The sequence below is a fragment of the Halomonas sp. NyZ770 genome (genome assembly GCF_020616575.1).
Lineage (GTDB): Bacteria > Pseudomonadota > Gammaproteobacteria > Pseudomonadales > Halomonadaceae > Vreelandella > Vreelandella hamiltonii.
On the sequence record NZ_CP085143.1, the window covers coordinates 3,457,179 to 3,476,328 of the forward strand.

The window sequence follows — 19,150 nt, forward strand, 5'->3', positions numbered from 1 at the left end:
GCTCAACATAGAAATCTCACCCCCTGGGCCGCCAGGGGGCTTCTGAGCCGGTCGGGCAAGGGGCTGTCGGTGATCACTGCATGATAGTCGGCCAGCGATCCGGCGGCGCAGCGCAGCGGCAGGTCGAACTTGGTCTTGTCCAGTACCAGAATACGGTACGCCGCGTGGGCCAGCAGCGCCTCCCGGGCCATGACTTCGTCATCGTTGTAGTCGTACAGCAGGCCCTGGCTATCCATCCCGCCCACCGAGACGATGCCCACATCGACCCGATAACGCTGAAAGAAGCGCCAGGCATCACCGCCTATCACGTCCTGGTCGCGACGTCGCACGCGACCACCCGCCACGACCAGCTCGCACTCCAGGGCACACAGTTTGATCAGCGCATGCAGGTTGTTGGTCATGATCTGCAGGCCCTGCTTGCCGTGCAGCGCATCGGCCAGCTGCTCCACCGTGGTGCCGGTGCCTAAAAACAGCGACTGGTGATCGGCAATCAGCGAGGCTGCCTGACGGGCAATGTGCCGCTTGCCTGCCTGATTGACGATCTGGCGCTGGTCATAGCCGACATTCTCCTGGTCAGGAAACGCCATCACCTCACCGTGCCGGCGCAGCAGCAGCCCTTGCTCGGCCAACGAGCGTATGTCGCTGCGCACGGTTTGCACCGAGACACCAAACCGTCGCGCCAATGCTTCCAGGGTCTGCCGCCCCTCGTCCCGCACGCAGGCCAGCACCGCCCGCCGACGTTGATTGACGTCCATGCTTCCTCCCGGTTTTCCCTTCAAGGTTGACGCCAGCAAAACGAAAACCATTTTCTGCTCGGCGAAAGTCATTCGCTTTCAAACGAAAGCGTAGTGTCACGATGTTGTAAGGCGATGACAGTAGTGTGATCACTGTTCACCTACTGGAGGTTTCCCCGATGTTGAAGCGTTCGTTGTGTCGTGCCGTGACCCTTGCAAGCCTTGCCCTGTCCACGCCTCTGTTGGCCAACCAAACGCTGGTGCTCTATACCAGCCAGCCCAACAGCGACGCCCAGCAAACCGTGGATGCCTTCCAGGCGGCCTATCCGGAGATCGAGGTGGAGTGGGTGCGCGACGGCACGACGCGCCTGATGACTCGCCTGCGTTCGGAGCTGGCCGCAGGGGTGAGCAACCCCGACGTGCTGCTGATCGCGGACAGCATGACCATGGAGTCGCTGAAGCAGGAGGGCCATCTGCAACCCTACCTGAGCCCCGAGCGCGACGCCTACGATGAGGCGCTCTACGACGCCGACGGCTACTTCTACGGCACCAAGCTCATTACCACCGGGATCGTTTACAACACGGGTGCCGAGCACCAGCCGCAACGCTGGGCCGACCTGATTGGCCCGGAATACGAAGGCCTGGTCACCATGCCCAGCCCCCTCTACTCCGGCGCAGCGCTGATCCACATGGCCGCCATCGGTGAAACGTCGCTGGGCCTGGAGTATTACGACGCCCTGCACGCCAACCGCACGGAAGCCCAAAGCGGTAACGGTGGCGTCTTCAACGCCGTGGCAGCAGGCACCAAGCCGTACGGCATCGTGGTGGATTTCCTGCCTATCCGTGAAGCGGCCAAGGGTTCCCCCGTGGCGTTCGTCTTCCCTGAGGAAGGTGTCAGCGCCGTGACCGAGCCCGTCGCCATCATGGCGGAAGCCCAACACCCGGATGCTGCCCAGAAGTTCGTCGATTTCGTGCTCTCCCAAGCCGGGCAGGAATTGGTGAGCCAGCAGGGTTACCTGCCCGCGCACCCGGACGTTGCTCCGCCGGAAGGCTTTCCCGAACGCGACTCGATTCAGCTGATGCCGGTCGATATCGAGCAAGCGCTGTCCGAGGAAGAGGCGCTCAAGCAGCGCTTCAATGAGCTGTTTGGCGGTTGATGATGACCCCTTCGCTGAACGTTGGCAGCCAGCATCGCTGGCTGCTTACCCTGCTCACGCTGTTGGTGGTGTTGCTCAGCCTGGCACCCAGCCTGCGGCTTTTGATGGAAGCCCTCAGCGACCTGGGCCAGGGCAGCAGTGCCCCGCTGTGGAAAGTGCTCAACGCGGCCAGCACCTGGCGCGCCTTGTGGCACAGCCTGTACACCTCGGGCCTGGGCATGCTGATTGCCCTGGTGCTGGGCAGCCTGTTCGCCTTCGTGATCACCCTGACGGACATTCGCGGCAAGGCCTGGCTGGTGTTCTGCTTCATGCTGCCCATGATGATCCCGCCCCAGGTCACTGCGCTGAGCTGGCTACAGCTGTTCGGCCCGGCCAGCCCTTTACTGAAAAGCCTCGGCATGGCACCGCCGCTGGGCAGCCCCCAGCCGCTCTATTCCGCCGAAGGCATTGCGCTGTTGCTCGGCATTCAAAGTGCACCGCTGGTATTTCTGGCGCTGCGCACTTCACTCATGTCGCTCCCCCGTGAGCTGGTCGAAGCCGCCCGGATCAGCGGCGCCCGCCAGGGTCAGGTCTGGGGGCATATCATTCTGCCCGTGACCCGACACGGCCTGATCGCCGGAGCGGCCATGGCCTTCATCTCCAGCCTGGGCAATTTTGGCATTCCCGCCATGCTGGGCATTCCCGCAGGCTATTACGTGCTGCCCACCTTGATCTACCAGCGCATGGCCAACTTTGGCACCGGCGTGCTGGCAGAAATGGCGGCGCTTTCTCTGTTGATCGGTGTGCTGGCCCTGGCCGGGGTGGCCCTGCAGCAGTACTGGATGAATCGCAGCCGCTTTGGCCTGGGAGGGCACGGCGGACGCGCCCACGACTTTTCACTGGGGCGCTGGCGTACCGGCGTGACGACACTGCTGGTCATGGTGCTGCTCTTGATCCTGGTGGCGCCGCTGCTCGCGCTGGTGGTGAGCTCGCTGGTCCCGGCCATGGGCGTTCCCCTGAGCCTGGATACCATCACCCTCAACGCCTACCACGAGGTCATCGGCCGACAGGGCGCCACCTGGCGGGCCGTGCGCAACAGTGTCTGGCTGGCAGGCGGTGCCGCGCTGGTGCTGATGCTGTGCAGCCTGCCCCTGGCGTACCGTCTTCAGCGCCTGCCGCCTCGGCTACAGCAGCTCACTCTCAGCGTCATCGAGCTGCCCTATGCCCTGCCTGGCGTGGTGCTGGCGATTGCCTGCATTCTGCTATTCGTGCGGCCGCTGCCACTGATCAATCTGGCGCTGTACGGCACCCTTGGGCTGATTTTCGTGGCCTACCTGGCGCGCTTTCTGGTGGTCTGCCTGAAGCCGGTCAGCGCCAGCCTTGCGCAGCTCGACCCCTCGCTGGAAGAAGCCGCCCAGCTGGCCGGTGCTGGCCCCTGGCGGCGGCTGGCCACCATCGTGATGCCGCTGATCGCGCCCTCCCTGTTTGCCGGTGGGCTGCTGGTATTTCTGCTGGCCGTCAACGAGCTCACCGTGTCGGCGCTGCTCTGGAGCGCAGGCAACGAAACCCTGGGCGTATTGATCTTCAACCTGGACGAAGGGGGCGAAAGCGTGCTGGCATCGGCGGTGGCCGTGCTGGTCGTGGCCATGGTGGCTACCTTGATGCTGCTGCTGAGCCTGATGGCCCCTCGCTTACCCAAAGGAGTCGTGCCATGGCAAGGCTAATGCTCGACCGCGTTACCAAACAGTTTGGCCAACACACCGCGGTCAATGGCGTCACCCTCGATATCTCTCCCGGCGAATTCGTGGCGCTGCTGGGCCCCAGCGGCTGCGGCAAAACCACCATGCTCCGCATGCTGGCAGGGTTCGAGCAGGTGAGTAACGGCACCATGACGCTCGGTGAGACGCTGCTGGCCAGCGCCCACCACCATGTGCCCCCCGAGCAGCGCAACATGGCCATGGTGTTTCAGTCCTACGCGCTATGGCCCCATATGAGCGTGGCCGACAACGTGGGCTACCCGCTGAAGCTGCGCCGCATTCAAGGCAGCGACTACCAGCGCCGAGTCGCCCAGGCGCTGGAGCAGGTGGCGTTGACCCCCTATGCCCAGCGCTCGCCCCAGGCCCTCAGCGGCGGCCAGCGCCAGCGGGTGGCCCTGGCCCGCTGCCTGGTCACCGACCCCGACGTGGTGCTGCTGGACGAACCGCTCGCCAACCTGGACCGCAACCTGCGGGCCGCCATGGAGCACAGCTTCGTGGATTTCCACCGGCGGACCCAGGCCACCATGGTCTACGTCACCCATGACCAAAGCGAAGCCATGGCCATGGCAGACCGCATTGCCGTCATGCGGGAGGGCGAGCTGGTGCAGTGGGCCACGCCCGAAACGCTCTACCGAGCGCCGCGCAGCGAATGGGTCGCGAGGTTCATCGGCCAGGGTAGCCTGCTTCACATTGCCAGCGGCGCGCCTGGCCAGCGTCTCACCGAAAGCGCTTTGATGAGCGGGCTGGCCGCGCCGCTCACCGCGCGTTCGCAGCCCGTGTTGGTGCGCCCGGAGCACGTGCATCTGGATGCCACGGCCCCCAACCCCCACGACCTGACCGCCCGCGTTGAACGGCTGACGTTCCGCGGTGAGCGCTACGAGCTACACCTGCGCCTGAGCACCGGCGATGCCCTGCTGGCGTATCATCCCCACGCCCTTGGCGAAGGCCAGCAGGTCGCGGTGCGCCTGCTGGAAGGCTGGTGCCTGGAGCCCGACCAATGAGCCCCTTGGTGGAGATCCTCAGCGGGCTGGGCGACAAGGGCCCGGCCGCCATCGTGGTCGAGGCCCAGGGCAAGCGCCTGCTGCTGGATGCGGGCGGCGCACTGCACCCCGGTGAGGCGATCACCTGGGCGGCGGGGCTCGCGGTAGACGCCGTGCTGATCAGCCACGATCATATCGATCATATTGGCGGGGTGGCCGAGCTGCCCGAGCAGCTGCCGCTCTACTGCACGCCGCTGGTCGCCAAGGCGCTGCCGCCCCACAGAGCGTGGCAGCCACTGCCCTATCGCGGCCGTCTCGAAGTGGAAGGCATTACCGTCACCACCGGCCAGGCGGGCCACTCGCTGGGGGGTGTCTGGCTGCACCTCGACGTGGCGGGCGGACTTTTCTATAGCGGTGATGCCTGTTTCGAGTCGCGGCTGTTTCCCTTCGATACGCCGCCACCTGCCTGTACGGCGCTGCTGGACGCCTCCTACGGCAGCTACGACCAGCCCCAGGCACACTGCATCGATACCCTGGGCAGCGCCCTGGATACGCCACTGGTGCTGCCGGTACCGGAAACGGGACGGGCGCTGGAAATGGCGCTATGGTTGGCAGAGGAAGCAGATCGCCGACAGCTCCCCCTGGCCATCGACCCCATCATCCGCGACAACCTTGCCGCTCTGCTGGCGCTGCCACGCGGTTTGCGGCGTGATGGGCTGGACGACGCCATCGGCACCCTGCTCCAGCGGCCCAACGCCAGCCATCCGGCACTCTGGCTGGTCAGCGACCGTGACGACCAGCCCGCCGACTGGCCCGACCACCGCCTGCTGCACACCGGCTACCTGACGCCACAGCGCTGTGCGCAGCTGGCTGCCAACGAGGTGCTTTGGCAACGCTGGAACGTCCATCTGCGCGCCTCGCATCTGGTGGCGCTGGCCCATCAGCTCCAGGCTGCTCAGGTCGTGCCTCTGTTTACGCGACTGGACGATGAAGCCATTGATCACTGGCGCGAACGTCTAGGCACGCGGCTGACGACCCAGGCACGGCTTGCCCTCAGCAGCCGTTCTCAAGGTTCGGCCGTTTCACTCTTTGCATCTCAGGAATCCATGTCATGACCGCAGTCATCGTTGACGTCGACGGCACGCTTGCCGAATTTCACCCCCAGCAAGTCCACGAGTGGGTGCTGGGCCCCGCCAAACAGTGGGACCCCTTCTTTGCCCATATGGCCCAAGCGCCGGTCATCGAACCCGTGGCCAAACTGGTCAAGCTGCTGAAGGCCCAGGGCCAGCAAATCGTCATTTGCAGCGGCCGCCCGGACAGCCACCGCGAGCATACCCAGGCCTGGTTAGACCGCCATGCCATCCCCTTCGATGCCATGTACCTGCGCCCCGAGGGCGATGACCATGTGGACGATGAAGAGGTAAAAGCCGCGCTACTCGATCAAATGCGCAGCGACGGCTTTGCGCCCTGGCTGGTACTGGACGACCGCGACGCCGTGGTCGCCCAGTGGCGCGCCCTGGGGCTTACCTGCCTGCAGTGCGCACCGGGGGATTTTTAGCCTAGCCTGTAGCAGCTCTCAACGAGCTGCTCTAAGCTGACGCATGGTGAGTCTGACCACACAAGGAAGTGACCTATGCCATTACACCGTTTGCTGTTACCTGCCGTGGTGGTGCTGCTGGCTGCCTGTAGCGATGACCAAACCCCCGTGGCCGAGCCCATGTCCCAGGAAACGCTTTATGGCGATTGGGCAGCAGAGCCCGAGTGGTGTCACGCAGGGCAGGAAGGCGCCCCAATCCGCCTGGCAGCTGGCCGCTTCGAAGGGCTGGAAAATCACTGCGAAATGGGGCTGGAAGCGAGCAGCACGCCGAACGCATGGGAGGCGACACTGCACTGCCATGGAGAAGGAGTGACCAGCGAAGAACAGCTCCAGCTCACCCTGAACACTCAGGAGACGCTGACCTTGCGCTATCTGGATCGCGAGACATCACCCATCACGCTATATCGCTGCGACTCTTAAAACCACCGCTGACAAACGCCAACGCCCCGCAAAGCGGGGCGTTGGCGTTGGCGTTGGCGTTGGCGTTGGCGTTACTACACGTGGCCGATGATCAACCGCCTGCAAACGAGGCGTACATGATCACCACCAGCACCACCAGCACCACCAGCACGATGCCGGTGGGCACGGCACCTTTCCACGGGGTGAGGTCGACATCGCCCGAGGCTTCCTGGACCCAGTCCGTGGCGCGGGGGCGCAGCTTGCCGATCACCAGCATCACCGCGACCAGCAGCACGAACACCGCGGCGACGAAGTGGAACTCGTGCATGACCAGCGGCAGTTTGTTGAACGGCGGCACGAAGTAGCCTGCCGCGATCAACAAGCAACCGCCCACCAGGGCCACTTTTGCGGCCATGGGCGGCACACGCTTGGTCAACAGTCCTACCAGTACCACGGCCAGAATCGGAATGAAATAGATGGCGTTCATGCGCTGCAGGTAGCCGAACAGGCTATCCTGCCCCGCCAGCAGCGGCGCGATGATCATGGTGCTGATGGCCATGATCCAGCCAAACACCTTGCCGGATTTCACTACCTGCTCTTCCGTGGCGTCCTTTTTCAGCACGCCTTTATAGATCCCCAGGCTGAAGATCGTGGTGGTGCTGTTCAGCGCCGAATTGAACGAGGAGAGAATCGCACCCACCATCACCGCCGCAAAAAAGCCCGTCAGATACGGCGGCAGCACGTTGAATACCAGGTGCCCATAGGCTTCATCGGCGCGCACGCCCTGGTCGGCATACAAGTGGTAGGCAATGATGCCCGGAAGCACCAGATAGAGCGGCCCCAGCAGCTTGAAGAAGCCGGTCAACAGCACCCCTTTTTGGCCTTCCGCCAGATTTTTCGCTGCGAAGGTGCGCTGGATGATTTGCTGGTTGGTGGTCCAGTAGAAAAGGTGCAGCAGCAGTACGCCGGTAAAGATGGTCGAGAACGGCACCTGCTGGTCGGGGCCACCCATGGAGTTGAACTTGCTGGGGTCGCTCTCCTTCAGGATGCTCCAGCCTTCCATGACGCCTGTGCCGCCACTCACCGCCTGAAGGCCGAAGTAAACGATCACGAACCCGCCAATCAGTAGCCCCACGCCGTTGAGGGTATCGGACACCGCCACCGTGCGCAGGCCACCGAACAGCGCATAGACGGCGCCAATCAGGCCCACGACCCAGACGGTTGCCCACAGCAGAGCCGTGCTGGACTCGATGCCGGTCAAGCCCTGCAAGTCCAGCATGCCCTGCAAGCCAATGGCGCCGGAATAGAGAATGATGGGCAGCAGCACCACCGCGTAGGCAATCAGGAAGATGACGTTGGCAATGAGCTGGGTACCGGCATCGAAGCGAATCGCCAGCAGCTGCGGCAGCGTGGCAATCCCGCTTTTCAAGAAGCGCGGCAGGAAAAACAGCGCCAGAGCAACCAGCGCAATCACGGCGATGACTTCCCAGGCCATGACGCTCAGGCCGTCGGTAAACGCCGAGCCGTTCAACCCAACCATCTGCTCGGTAGAGAGGTTGGTCATCAGCATCGATGCGGCAATCAACGGAAACGTCAGGGTGCGCCCCGCCAGAAAATAGCCGTTGGTGCTGCGATGGTCATCGCGGCGTGTAATACGCCAGGTGACGAAGGCCACCAGGCCCGTAAAAAATAGAAACGATGCCAGGGTAAGGGCATGCATGAGGGAGGTCCTTCGAAGCGGTCGCGTCTTGGGCAGTACCCTGTGCGGGCACGAGGCGCAGTCTCTACACGATACGACACGGTGGATGTTGGTAAAAATACCAGGCTTCGCGGGATTCTAAGGAGGTGACACGATTCATCTATTAGTCTTTAGTCTTACTCAAGTGGCGCAAACGCTGTTTATTTACGTCATTCTACGTACTGCCTGCCCCTCGATCGGGAAATCACGTCGCGGGTAACGCAGCCACGCCCAGCTATGTCACAATACCGACCCTCAAGGATCACAAGGGAAGCACATCACCATGTTGCACTACCTGCAGGGATTACCGCACTTCTTTGCCTATCTGCTCAGCGCGCTGGGGATGCTGGTCGCGTTCATGTATTGCTACAGCCGACTCACGCCGCATCACGAATGGACACTGATCCGTGAAGGCAATGCCGCTGCCGCACGGGCCTACGGCGGTTCCATCCTCGGCTTCACGCTGCCGCTCTACAGCGCCATGGCCAACTCCATCAGCTACCTCGATTTCATTCTGTGGGGCATTGTGGCCTTCGGGGTGCAGATCGCCACGTTCTTCGGCTTGAAGCTGATGCTGCGCCGCCAGGGCGAGAGCCTTTCCCAGCACATTACCGAGGGGCACCAGGCTTATGGCACGCTGGTGGGCAGCGTTTCCATCGCGGTCGGCCTCATCAACGCCGCTTCCATGACCTGGTAAGGAGTTCGACATGGCAGATCAACATCTTCCTCGCCGCAAGCGCAGTGCACGGCTGTCGCTGGCCATGATGGGTACCGGCGCCTTTGGCCTGACCGCCTGTACCGAACCCGCCCAGGACGAACACATTACCGACGTGAATTTTGACGAACCGCGCAGCTTCCAGAGCGTCGAAGACTGTGTGGCCGCCAATATCTATACCCGCAGTGCCTGTGAGGAGGCCCATACGGCGGCGCTGGAGTCGGTACCGCGCTTCAATACGCTGGAAGCCTGCGAGGCCGAGCACGGCGAAGGCGCCTGTGCCGCGCCCAATGAAGAGCAGGCCCAGGCCAGTGGCGGCGGTAGCTGGTTCATGCCCGCCATGATGGGCTACATGATGGGGAGCATGCTGTCGAACACCAACCGTGGGCGTTCCTTCGAGCGGGTTTACCAGGAGCCGGTCTATCGCAACCGTGACAACCAGGGCAACTGGAATGCCGCCGCCAGCCAGGCGACCCAGCGGGTCAATCAACGCAACGACGCCATGCGCAACTCGGTGGTCCAAAGCCGTCAAACCACCACGCGCCGTGGCCTGGGCACGCGCTCTGCCTCCTGGGGCTCCTGACCTACACTCGGAGCCCTCATGCTAAGGATCACCGTTCCTGAACGACCCCAGTGGCAAGCCCTGGCACAGCAGCTGGGCTTCCACTTTCACACCATCGACGGCGAGCCCTACTGGAAAGAGAGCGCTTACTACCAGTTCACGCTGGAGCAGGTCGAGCACGACATAGAAACACCCACCGAAACGCTGCACGAGATGTGCATGGCGCTGGTCGACCGCGTATGCCGCTCGGAGGCCCTGCTGCAGCGGCTGGCGATCCCCGCACCCATGTGGGAGACCATCCATCGCTCCTGGACCTCCGGCCAACCGCCGCTGTATGGGCGCATGGATTTTGCCTACTCAGGGGACGGCCCGGCCAAACTGCTGGAGCTGAATTACGATACGCCCACCTCGCTTTACGAGGCAGGGTTCTTCCAATGGGTATGGCTGGAACAGGCCATTGCCCAGGGCATCCTGCCTCGCCATGCCGACCAGTACAACTCCATCCAGGAGCGCCTGCTGAACGCCCTGGCACATCTGGGCGACCGGCTCCCCGACCGCACGCTGCATTTCTCTTGTGTGAAAGGCAGCGACGAGGAGCGGGCTACCGTCCGCTACCTGCAGGACATCGCGCTGCAAGCGGGGCTTCATGCGCCGTTCGTCTACATCGAGGATATTGGCGTGACGCCGGGGCAGTCCCACTTCGTGGACCTGGAAGACCAGCCGATGGCGGCGGTTTTCAAGCTGTACCCGTGGGAAGAGATGGCGGTGGAAGCGTTCAGCCAGCAGATCACCCAGCTGGACACCCACTGGTTCGAGCCGCCCTGGAAGACGATTCTGTCCAACAAAGGTATCCTGCCGCTGCTGTGGGAACAGTTCGAAGGCCACCCCAATCTGCTGCCCGCCTATTTCGAGCCAACCGAGCACGCCTCGCCTGCGCCGGGCTGGGTTCGCAAACCGTTTTTCTCTCGGGAAGGCAGCAACGTCAGCCTGACCACCCCCGATGGAGTGTCGGAAAACGTCGGTGGGCCTTACACCGATAGCCCGTGGATTCGTCAGGCGTACCATCCGCTCCCCAGGTTTGGGGAGCGGCATGCCTTGGTCGGCAGTTGGGTGGTGGGCGACCGCGCCTGTGGTATCGGCATTCGCGAAGACGTGGGCAGAATTACCAAGGATACGTCCTGCTTCGTACCTCACGCGATCGTGTAAGCGTGCGTTTGTGAGCGCACGTCGCGATCAGGCGGCGCTGCTGCCTTGGTGATGCTCGGCTGCAGGCTGCCACGCGGGCGCCACTCGAAGAGCTGCGCGATCCACACGGACCGTTTCGGCCCAAGTATTCTCTTGCGGGCGAAAGTGGCGCGCCCCGACCCAACGCAGCGGCTGCGCCAGTTTCACTTCTTCGGGCACGCCGCCCTTGATCAGCTTGAGCAGAAAATTGTCGCTTTCGGTGGGGTGCCAATGCGGCAACAGCTCGAACGGCGCATTCTGGGAACGGCGTGCTGCCAGCACACCCAGCCCCGGCTGGCAGTGCAGCTCGATGATGTGAGCCACGCCTTTGGCCAACAGCGCGCGATAGGTTTTCTTGTCCAATGGTGCGGTCGATACGGCAGTAATGCTCATGGGTAGCGAAGGAAGGCGCTGGGCCAGCTGGCGCCAGCGGTCTTCGCTGGTCACCATGATATCACCCGCCTTGAGCTCCCACAGAGCGTTGGCATGGTCGAACAGCGAACGAGGCTGCCACCCTGCCTGCTGAGGCAACAAAGCACCCAGCACGAACCCTGGCACCGTTTGCTTGGAAAGCCAGCTCACCAGCGAGCGCTGAGGTTGAGTATCGACGGTCAGCAGCGTTTGCAGCGCGATGGCTTCCTGCTGCAAGAACGCAGCTTCGTAACGATGCTGACGCTGCAGCTGATGGCTGAACGCACCACCAATAGCGGTATCGAAAAGCTGGAGATGAGAAAAATCACCCTGTTCACTCAGCGCCGTGGCCCACTCTTCAAGCGTGATGCAAGTAGGTGACAGCAGCTCTCCATCAGAGAGACCAAAAAAGCGCGTAACAGCCTGTACCAAACTGTCACGCTCAGCAGTGCCTGCCGATGGCAGCATCTCTGAGTGCGTGATGCCGTGGCGGGACATGATGCCCTGAAGCACCGCGAGCACGGTGGAAGAGGTGAGTGACAACATGATGCTTCCTTAGCAATTTGTCGTATCCATTTCGTTAACAGGCTACCTGCATGTATCACTTTTGTCAAAAAAAACACCTGCTACTTATACAAAAAATAATCTTTGTATAGAAAAAACGCCATCTTGGACAGGTAAGCTACGTCGAACCGTTGGTCAGGCTTCTCAGCGCTGCGCAAATATCACAAAAAGCTCTATTAATCGTTGCTATCATGCTGATGAGCGACGTACGCGTCGTGCGATATTCATACCATAGACGATTTATCCTCATCATGAGGCCTTTGGGTTCACCTGGAGCAAGCCTGCCCATGACTGCGCGCTGGAAATCCTTGCCGTTACGGCTTCGACTGTTTGTCTCGTTCGGAACGGTGCTGGCACTGTCCATGCTGCTTGCCCTGTACCTGCAGGCTCGCACCCATAGCGAAGCGCGGTTAGAGCACTTGCTCGATAGCGAACTGCCCGCCCAGGTCGAAGGCTTGGCCACTCGCATCACCTTGGGCTTGAGCCCAGCCCTTGCCGTTTCGGAAAGCCTGGCCAATAGCTATTTTATCGAGCAGTGGGTGACAGAGGGCTTGCCCGTCGAACAGCAGATCGAAGTCGAGCGTTATCTTTCACGCTTGATGGGTCAACTGGACACCGAACTGCTCTTCATGGCAGCGCAGACACCCAACCGGCAGGTCTACTTTCAGTATCGTGATGGCACTTTCCAGCAGCGCCCGCTGCAAGGCCCTGACAGCAGTGACGCCTGGTACCACGAGTTCACTCAGAGCGGTGCCGATTACAACCTCAATCTCGACAGCGACACGTTCAATCCGGACGATGCGTTTGTCTTCTTGAACTTCCGCAGCCAAGCCAATGCAGCCAACGGCCTGCCGGTGATCGTGGCCGGAGCGGGGCTCAACCTTGCTCGCATGGCCCAGTTCATCGACGACTACCGCCTGGGTGAAACCGGCCGCGCGGCCATTCTCAGCGCGGAAGGCGATTTTCTGATGAGCAGCGAGGAGGCCACGATTTCGGCGCTTCGCGAGCAGGAATCGGCAGGTTTGCTGCACACCGACAGCGAACTCAGAGTGCATGAAATCGAACGCGATGGGCGCGCCTTTTTTGTGGTGACCCGCTGGCTTCCCGAGGTGCAGCGCTACTTGATGGTCGAAGTCGCCAAGGACGAGTACACCACTACCGTCAGGGAGCGTTTCTTCAACTCCATCAAGCTGGGCCTGTTGATTCTACTGGCGGGACTGGTGCTGCTTTACCCCCTGACCGGTAGCCTGATTCGGCCATTGACCCGTTTTCAGCGTCAGCTCAAGGAGATCACCCACAGCCTGGATCTCTCCAAGCGGGTAGAAACCGATGACCGTGCCGAGCTTGGCGACCTGGCCGCTCAGACCAACGAACTGTTGGCCAGACTATCCCGCGCGATTCAAGCCGTGTCGAACAATGCCCTTGCCCTGACCCAGGTCGCAGACCGTTTGGCCCAAACCGCCGGGCTTTCTGGCGTTCAGGGGGGCGATATACGCCATGAGGCCAATCAGACCATGGCGGCCGCCGTGGAGGAAATGGCGTCGTCCGTGGCCGAAATCACGTCGACCATGGAGGAGCTGTCGACTTCCTCGACCCAGATCGCCGACCATTCGCAGTCGGTGGTGGACGTGGCCAACCAGACGCTGGAGCGCAGCCGCAAAGGCAGCACGGCCATGCAACTCCTGCAGGCGCGCATGTACGATATCCGCAGCGATAGCGAGCAGAGCTTGGCAGAAATCATGGCGTTGGGCGCCAAATCGAAGCAGATCAGCAAGGTCATGGAGCTGATCAACACGCTGGCCGCGCAAACCAAGCTGATCGCGTTCAATGCGGCCCTGGAAGCCTCCAGCGCAGGGGAGTCTGGCCGCCGGTTTTCCGTGGTTGCCAACGAGATACGCCGTCTGGCCGATAGCGTCACCGACTCCACCCATGAAATAGAAGGCCACACCGACGACATTCAGCAGGCCATCAACCGGCTGGTGGTCGCCTCGGAGAAAGGGGCCACGTCCATCGAACAGGGTGTCGAAGCCAGCCAGAGTACCGCTCAGGACCTCGAAGCCCTGCTCAAGGCAGCCAGCCAGACCAGCAGTGCCGCCCAGCAGATCTCGCTGTCGACACAGCAACAGAAAACCGCCAGCAATCAGGTGGTCATTGCCCTGCGCGATATCGATACCGCCAGCGCACGCAATGCGCAGTCCGTGCGCAGCATCACCGAGATCAGCCAGGACATGATTCAGATGTCCGCCGAGCTGAACAGTCTGGTGCAGGAGTTCACGCTGGCAGCGCAACCCGACAGCCGCCGCCAGACGCAACCATGATCACCGGCATGGGAGGCGCTTCATGAGTGTAATCCGGGTGGTCATGGCCGACGACAGCCCGCTCGCCAGGGAGATACTGCGCGACCTTCTCACCTGTGAGGGCGATATCGACATCGTGGGCGAAGCCAGCAACGGCAAGGAGGCCGTCGAGCTGGCCAAGCGGCTGGCCCCTCAGCTGATCACCATGGATCTCAACATGCCGGTCATGGATGGCTTGAGCGCCATCGAAGAGATCATGCACACCAAGGGCGTGCCGATCCTCGTCATCAGTGACCGCGCCGATGCCCAGAGCGCCTACAAGGCACTGGAAGTGGGCGCGCTGGAAGTATTGCCCAAGCCCACCCTGGACGAAGAGACCGGGGAGTGGCTACGCGCCAGGGTACGCTTGTTGGCGGGGGTGGCGGTCATTACGCGGCTACGCCGCCGTCTCATTGCACCACTCCCGGAGCAGCCCCCTGTTCTCGCACCGACGGCCGCGCCCACCTTCTCGCCACGAGTCTTTCAACGTGTCATCGTCATCGCCTGTTCCACGGGTGGCCCCCAGGCATTGGCACGCCTGCTCAGCAAGCTGCCCAGCGGCTTTCCTGCCCCAATCCTGATTGCGCAGCATATCAGCCATGGGTTTATCGAAGGCATGGCCACCTGGCTTGGCTCGCTGTGCCCCCTGCCCGTGAGCGTGGCCACACAAGGTGAGCGTCTCGAACCCGGCCATGTTTACCTGTCGCCCTCGGAGCGCAACCTGTGCGTGACGCCTGAGCACTGCGTGCGACTGGTGCAGAGCCCACCCGATGCCTTGTATCACCCAAGCTGCGACGTGCTGATGCACAGCGCCGCGGAAGTCTACGGCGCGGATGCCATCGGTGTGATCATGACGGGCATGGGCAGAGACGGCGTCAGCGGTATGCGCGCCATCCAGCAAGCAGGTGGCACCACCTTGGCTCAGGACGAAGCCAGTTCCGTGATTTACGGCATGAACCAGGAAGCCATCAATACTGGCGTCGTACAACACATCATCAGCCTCGACGATCTGCCCCCGCGCTTGATGCGCTTGGTGGGCATGGCGGCACCACGGCATCTTTCTCCATGACCATCCTCACTCCATTCAAACAGCTGGTACACCAACGCTGCGGGCTCTCTCTGGAAGGCATGGCAGAAGCGCGCCTGGAGCGTGCCATCGAACAGCTTTGCCAAGCCCAGGCCACCCAGGATCATGCAACGCTACTCGACAAGCTGGCCAAAGATGCAGCGCTGTTCGATCAGTTCATCAGCCAGCTCACCGTCAATGAAACTTACTTCTTCCGTGAGGTAGAGGCCCTGCAGTGGCTCGCCGATGAACACCTGCCCCGCCAGTTGGCCAAGCAGGGAGGGCCACTGCGGCTACTGAGTGCGGGATGCTCCTCGGGAGAAGAACCCTACAGCCTGGCCATGCTGTTGATGGAAACGTATGGCGAACGCGCCAAGTCACTGTTCCGCATCACCGGTGGCGACGTGGATCAACAGGTGCTGCACAAGGCCAGAGCCGGGATTTACAGCGGCATGGCATTTCGCGCGCTGCACCCCGCCCTCAAGGCCCGCTACTTCACCCCGGTGGGGCGCGCTCATCAACTGGTGCCCGCATTGACCGAATGGGTCAGGTTCTGCCCCTTCAACCTGCTTGCCACAGACCACCCGGCGCTGGGCGGTCCTTTCGACGTGATCCTGTTCCGTAACGTATCGATCTATTTCGATGAAGCCACACGCCGAGACATACAGCAGCGCTTGAAGCCGCTGTTGGCGCCACAGGGCATACTGCTGTGTGGCGTCACGGAAACGCTGGGCAATGATCTGGGAGTTCTATCGCTGCAAGAAGAGCAAGGGGTGTTTTACTTTCAGCATGCGGCCCCCGAGCCCTCTCGCCCCCCTCTGCCCCCTCCTGCTGCCACCGTCACGGCACCCACCATGCTGGAAACAGCGCCATGTGAAGCCGCCGAGGTACGGCCTTTGCCTGAAGCGCCACCCGAGCCGTCGGCACCTCCACCGCCTATCCCGCGTGAGAAAGTGCTGAAGCAAGCACATGAACTGCTCGACAACAATCACTTCGACGCGGCCCTTCAGCTCATCAGCCCACTCCTGGAGCAAGACCCATGGTGCGTGGATGCCTTGCTGCTTGCCGGGCTGGCGGTACGCTGGCTGCAACAACCACAGCAGGCCTACGAGTTCTTCAAACGGGCCGTGTATGTCGCCCCGGAGTGCTGGCCTGCGCACTTCTATCAGGCAGAGCTGCTGCGCCAGGGTGAACTCCCGGACAACCCCGTTCAGCGCCAGCGAGGCTATGCCGCCGTGGTACGCCTGCTGGAAACCACGCCACAGGCCAGTGGTGCACTGCAGGCCATCCAACCGCCGCTGCCCCCAGGAGATGCCTGTTTCCTGGCCAAGCGCTACCTGGATGAGCCGATCGCCATACAGGGAGTGGGCTAATGGCACTGGATATTCGTCGTTTCATACAGCGCTTCGTGGAAGAAGCCGCCGACCACCTGCCGCGATTGCGTGAGGGCGTCCATACCCTGGAGCAAGACGCCACCGGCAGCGCTGCTGGCACGGCCAGCAAAGAGCATATCAATGAGCTGTTTCGGTCGGCGCACACGCTCAAGGGCTCATCCCGAATGCTCAAGCTGGCGCCGATCACGGCGCTCGCCCATAGCATGGAAGAGCTGCTGAGCGCTTTTCGCGAAGGCAGCACGCTACCTTCCGCCGCGTCCTTGGGGCTGTTGAATCAGGCCATCGACGCGCTGGACGACTATGTCGGCCAATTGGCCCAAGGGGCAGCCCCCGAGGCCCTGGCGGCCGCTGAGCCCGCGCTGTGCCAGGCGCTGGAGTCGGCGGCGGGCTCGTTACCGGAAGCCCCTCTTTCTGCTCCCCCACTTTCTGGCACCCCACTTTCTGACGCCTCCACCGGGCCCACGGCAGTGCCTTCCCCATCGTCCACGAAGGCGCCACCTGTTGCACCATCATCGGCAGCGGCCTTGGCCTTGAGCGATACGGTGCGGGTTCGCCTCGACCGGCTGGACGATGTGATTCGCCTGATGGGTGAAGTGCTGTCGGGCCATCACCACCTGCATGGTCTGGTCGAACAGGCGCGCCAGCTCGGCCTGTCGCTGCCCGCCCAGCATCAGGCCGAGTTTCACGATTTTCAGCGCGAGTTCAAAGACAGCGTGCTGAGCCACGACGCCCTGATGAGCGATCTTCATGACCGCGCCCTGCAAATGCGCATGCTGCCACTGAGCGTCGTGTTCGACCCCTTGGCGCAGATGACACGTGAGTTGGCCCAGTCGCTGGGCAAGCAGGTGGACTGCCGTGTCCGTGGGAGCGAGATCGAGCTGGATCGACAGATGATCGACCGTCTCTCCGACCCGCTGATTCATCTGCTGCGCAACGCTCTGGATCACGGTCTGGAGGCCCCGGCACAGCGTCAGGCGGCAGGTAAAGCCCCCAGAGGACAGCTCACGCTGGAAGCATGGCAGGATGGCGGCTGGGTCGTGGTGGAGATGCGCGATGACGGCGCCGGTATCGACCTGGCAGCCGTTCGCCAGAAAGCGTTATCCCGGCAGCTGCTCGATGAAGGCCAGCTGGCCTTGCTGAGCGAGCAGGAAACGCTGGAGCTGATCCTGCTGCCCGGCTTTTCCACCAAGAGCCTGATCACCGACTTTTCTGGCCGGGGCGTCGGCATGGACGTGGTCAAGCGCACGGTGGTGGATGAGCTGAGCGGCGACCTTCACCTCACCAGCTCGCCCGGCAAGGGCACGCACTTTTCGCTGCGCCTGCCCCTTTCATTGGCGCTGATGCGGGTGTTGCTGGTGGAAGTCAGCGGCGTGACGCTAGGCGTGACGGCCCCTCACGTGGCCGAACTGGTGGAGCGCTCTCCCGAGGAGTTCATCGACGCGGCGGGCCAGACCACGTTGATTCTACGCAATGAGTTCGTACCGGTGGTCGCCCTGGCCACGTTGCTCGACCTGCCCGTCGTGCCACCTGCCGCAGACAAGGTTCTGCTGCTGGTGGTACATCAGCGTCAGCAGAAGCTGGCACTGATCATCGATGTGCTGGTGGACGAGCGAGACATGGTCATCAAGCCGCTGCCCAACCACCTGCGCTACCTGCCGCTGGTGTCGGGAATGGTGTCGCTGGGGCGCAACACCTTGGCCAGCCTTCTGCATGTGCCTGCGCTGCTGGAGCGCTCCCGCCAGACAGGGCTGCGCCAGACGGCACCGATACCCACGGATGCACCACGTCACCGTATCCTGGTGGTCGATGACTCGCTGAACACCCGTGAAATCGAAAAGGACGTGCTGGAAGCCTGGGGGTATCAGGTCACCCTGGCCGAAAACGGGCGCGATGGCTTGAACAAGGCGCTGGCCGACTCCTTCGACGCAGTCTTGACGGACGTTGAAATGCCCGTCATGGACGGCTTTGCGCTGACTGCCAGTCTGCGCGAAAATGAGCTTTATCGTCACAAGCCGATCATCATCATCACGTCCCGCGAAAAAGAGGCCGACCGGCGGCGCGGAATCGAAGTGGGCGCTGATGCCTATATCGTCAAGGGCAGCTTTGACCAAAACAATTTAGTGGAAACCCTGCGAGCCCTGTTGGGCTAGGTTTCCCCACAAGACAGAGAGTGATCATGCGAATACTGGTCGTAGACGACGACCCACTAGCTGGGGAAATGACCGCTGCACTGCTGGAGTTTCAAGGCCATGAGACGGTGCTGGCCGAGGACGCCATGGAGGCCATTCGTCAGTTGGAAGCGCATGAGGACGTGGCACTGATCGTCAGCGACATGCACATGCCGCTGGTGAGCGGCGTCGAGCTCCTGGACATGCTTCGCGAGCAGCAGGTGGACCTGCCGTTCATCCTGCTCACCGGCGATACTCCGACGGCAGCCCTGATGCAGACACCTGGCCTGAGCGCCTGTCTGCAGAAGGACGCCGAGCTAGAGACGACGCTAGGGCAGGCCGTTGCCCAGGCCTTCAACAGGTAGCCCA

Annotated in this window: 17 protein-coding genes; 14 read left to right on the forward strand and 3 right to left on the reverse strand. The window is 62.3% G+C overall.

The genetic code is table 11. The annotated features are described in order from the left end of the window. Positions 1 to 2: 2 nt before the first annotated feature. On the reverse strand, positions 3 to 755 hold the full coding sequence (locus LG409_RS15960) for a DeoR/GlpR family DNA-binding transcription regulator (protein WP_227407110.1): 753 nt from the start codon (positions 753 to 755) through the stop codon (positions 3 to 5). A 158-nt stretch (positions 756 to 913) separates the two neighbouring features. On the opposite strand from LG409_RS15960, the gene LG409_RS15965 reads away from it, so the two are divergent. The 6 genes from LG409_RS15965 (at position 914) to LG409_RS15990 (ending at position 6,624) form a co-directional block, all read left to right on the forward strand. Beyond that, positions 914 to 1,891 (forward strand): ABC transporter substrate-binding protein, encoded by a 978-nt coding sequence (locus tag LG409_RS15965; protein WP_096922042.1) that lies wholly within the window; start codon positions 914 to 916, stop codon positions 1,889 to 1,891. A 2-nt stretch (positions 1,892 to 1,893) separates the two neighbouring features. Further along, positions 1,894 to 3,594, forward strand: a complete 1,701-nt coding sequence (locus LG409_RS15970) for an ABC transporter permease (protein ID WP_227407111.1) — start codon at positions 1,894 to 1,896, stop codon at positions 3,592 to 3,594. Continuing rightward, the gene (locus LG409_RS15975; RefSeq protein ID WP_193461440.1) at positions 3,582 to 4,628 is read left to right on the forward strand and encodes an ABC transporter ATP-binding protein; all 1,047 of its coding nucleotides are present in this window, start codon (positions 3,582 to 3,584) and stop codon (positions 4,626 to 4,628) included. The genes LG409_RS15970 and LG409_RS15975 overlap by 13 nt, the downstream gene beginning before the upstream one ends. Continuing rightward, positions 4,625 to 5,722 carry an MBL fold metallo-hydrolase gene (locus tag LG409_RS15980; RefSeq protein ID WP_227407112.1) on the forward strand — a complete coding sequence of 366 codons (1,098 nt, stop codon included), beginning with the start codon at positions 4,625 to 4,627 and terminating at the stop codon, positions 5,720 to 5,722. Before LG409_RS15975 ends, LG409_RS15980 begins: the two co-directional genes overlap by 4 nt. Continuing rightward, positions 5,719 to 6,165 (forward strand): phosphatase domain-containing protein, encoded by a 447-nt coding sequence (locus LG409_RS15985; protein WP_016915127.1) that lies wholly within the window; start codon positions 5,719 to 5,721, stop codon positions 6,163 to 6,165. Before LG409_RS15980 ends, LG409_RS15985 begins: the two co-directional genes overlap by 4 nt. 75 nt (positions 6,166 to 6,240) lie before the next feature. Then, complete coding sequence (locus LG409_RS15990; RefSeq protein WP_189463478.1) at positions 6,241 to 6,624, forward strand: hypothetical protein; 384 nt, start codon at positions 6,241 to 6,243, stop codon at positions 6,622 to 6,624. A gap of 91 nt (positions 6,625 to 6,715) precedes the next feature. Here the strand turns inward: LG409_RS15990 and LG409_RS15995 are convergent, their stop codons facing one another. After that, on the reverse strand, positions 6,716 to 8,323 hold the full coding sequence (locus LG409_RS15995) for a solute:sodium symporter family transporter (protein ID WP_227407113.1): 1,608 nt from the start codon (positions 8,321 to 8,323) through the stop codon (positions 6,716 to 6,718). 301 nt (positions 8,324 to 8,624) lie between these two features. Here LG409_RS15995 and LG409_RS16000 point away from each other — a divergent pair, with 301 nt between their 5' ends. The 3 genes from LG409_RS16000 to LG409_RS16010 are packed head-to-tail and all read left to right on the forward strand — an operon-like array spanning position 8,625 to position 10,824. Then, a complete protein-coding gene (locus tag LG409_RS16000; RefSeq protein WP_016915131.1) occupies positions 8,625 to 9,038 on the forward strand; it encodes a DUF350 domain-containing protein in 414 nt (137 codons plus the stop codon). A gap of 10 nt (positions 9,039 to 9,048) precedes the next feature. Then, positions 9,049 to 9,639, forward strand: coding sequence for a DUF1190 domain-containing protein (locus tag LG409_RS16005; RefSeq protein ID WP_039175157.1), 591 nt, complete (start codon positions 9,049 to 9,051; stop codon positions 9,637 to 9,639). An 18-nt stretch (positions 9,640 to 9,657) separates the two neighbouring features. After that, on the forward strand, positions 9,658 to 10,824 hold the full coding sequence (locus LG409_RS16010; protein ID WP_227407114.1) for a glutathionylspermidine synthase family protein: 1,167 nt from the start codon (positions 9,658 to 9,660) through the stop codon (positions 10,822 to 10,824). Positions 10,825 to 10,851: 27 nt separating this feature from the next. Here the strand turns inward: LG409_RS16010 and LG409_RS16015 are convergent, their stop codons facing one another. Then, positions 10,852 to 11,799, reverse strand: coding sequence for a hypothetical protein (locus LG409_RS16015; protein ID WP_227407115.1), 948 nt, complete (start codon positions 11,797 to 11,799; stop codon positions 10,852 to 10,854). A 305-nt stretch (positions 11,800 to 12,104) separates the two neighbouring features. On the opposite strand from LG409_RS16015, the gene LG409_RS16020 reads away from it, so the two are divergent. Genes LG409_RS16020 through LG409_RS16040 form a run of 5 tightly spaced genes read left to right on the forward strand, consistent with a single transcriptional unit; the run spans position 12,105 to position 19,146 of the window. Continuing rightward, the gene (locus tag LG409_RS16020) at positions 12,105 to 14,135 is read left to right on the forward strand and encodes a methyl-accepting chemotaxis protein (RefSeq protein WP_227407116.1); all 2,031 of its coding nucleotides are present in this window, start codon (positions 12,105 to 12,107) and stop codon (positions 14,133 to 14,135) included. A gap of 22 nt (positions 14,136 to 14,157) precedes the next feature. Next, a complete protein-coding gene (gene cheB / locus LG409_RS16025; protein ID WP_144980695.1) occupies positions 14,158 to 15,222 on the forward strand; it encodes a chemotaxis-specific protein-glutamate methyltransferase CheB in 1,065 nt (354 codons plus the stop codon). Next, positions 15,219 to 16,592: a CheR family methyltransferase gene (locus LG409_RS16030; protein WP_227407117.1), complete on the forward strand. Its 1,374-nt coding sequence runs from the start codon at positions 15,219 to 15,221 to the stop codon at positions 16,590 to 16,592. Before cheB ends, LG409_RS16030 begins: the two co-directional genes overlap by 4 nt. Beyond that, positions 16,592 to 18,763 (forward strand): hybrid sensor histidine kinase/response regulator, encoded by a 2,172-nt coding sequence (locus LG409_RS16035; RefSeq protein ID WP_227407118.1) that lies wholly within the window; start codon positions 16,592 to 16,594, stop codon positions 18,761 to 18,763. The genes LG409_RS16030 and LG409_RS16035 overlap by 1 nt, the downstream gene beginning before the upstream one ends. A 26-nt stretch (positions 18,764 to 18,789) precedes the next feature. Continuing rightward, on the forward strand, positions 18,790 to 19,146 hold the full coding sequence (locus tag LG409_RS16040) for a response regulator (protein ID WP_096922032.1): 357 nt from the start codon (positions 18,790 to 18,792) through the stop codon (positions 19,144 to 19,146). The last annotated feature ends 4 nt before the right edge of the window (positions 19,147 to 19,150 follow it).

Coding starts and splice junctions, on each gene's coding strand:
- LG409_RS15995 (WP_227407113.1), bottom strand. CDS start 8,323: ATGCATGCCCTTACCCTGGCATCGTTTCTATTTTTTACGGGCCTGGTG.
- LG409_RS16005 (WP_039175157.1), top strand. CDS start 9,049: ATGGCAGATCAACATCTTCCTCGCCGCAAGCGCAGTGCACGGCTGTCG.
- LG409_RS15970 (WP_227407111.1), top strand. CDS start 1,894: ATGACCCCTTCGCTGAACGTTGGCAGCCAGCATCGCTGGCTGCTTACC.
- LG409_RS15990 (WP_189463478.1), top strand. CDS start 6,241: ATGCCATTACACCGTTTGCTGTTACCTGCCGTGGTGGTGCTGCTGGCT.
- LG409_RS15965 (WP_096922042.1), top strand. CDS start 914: ATGTTGAAGCGTTCGTTGTGTCGTGCCGTGACCCTTGCAAGCCTTGCC.
- LG409_RS16020 (WP_227407116.1), top strand. CDS start 12,105: ATGACTGCGCGCTGGAAATCCTTGCCGTTACGGCTTCGACTGTTTGTC.
- LG409_RS16015 (WP_227407115.1), bottom strand. CDS start 11,799: ATGTTGTCACTCACCTCTTCCACCGTGCTCGCGGTGCTTCAGGGCATC.
- LG409_RS15980 (WP_227407112.1), top strand. CDS start 4,625: ATGAGCCCCTTGGTGGAGATCCTCAGCGGGCTGGGCGACAAGGGCCCG.
- LG409_RS15960 (WP_227407110.1), bottom strand. CDS start 755: ATGGACGTCAATCAACGTCGGCGGGCGGTGCTGGCCTGCGTGCGGGAC.
- LG409_RS15975 (WP_193461440.1), top strand. CDS start 3,582: ATGGCAAGGCTAATGCTCGACCGCGTTACCAAACAGTTTGGCCAACAC.
- LG409_RS16040 (WP_096922032.1), top strand. CDS start 18,790: ATGCGAATACTGGTCGTAGACGACGACCCACTAGCTGGGGAAATGACC.
- cheB (WP_144980695.1), top strand. CDS start 14,158: ATGAGTGTAATCCGGGTGGTCATGGCCGACGACAGCCCGCTCGCCAGG.
- LG409_RS16030 (WP_227407117.1), top strand. CDS start 15,219: ATGACCATCCTCACTCCATTCAAACAGCTGGTACACCAACGCTGCGGG.
- LG409_RS16035 (WP_227407118.1), top strand. CDS start 16,592: ATGGCACTGGATATTCGTCGTTTCATACAGCGCTTCGTGGAAGAAGCC.
- LG409_RS15985 (WP_016915127.1), top strand. CDS start 5,719: ATGACCGCAGTCATCGTTGACGTCGACGGCACGCTTGCCGAATTTCAC.
- LG409_RS16000 (WP_016915131.1), top strand. CDS start 8,625: ATGTTGCACTACCTGCAGGGATTACCGCACTTCTTTGCCTATCTGCTC.
- LG409_RS16010 (WP_227407114.1), top strand. CDS start 9,658: ATGCTAAGGATCACCGTTCCTGAACGACCCCAGTGGCAAGCCCTGGCA.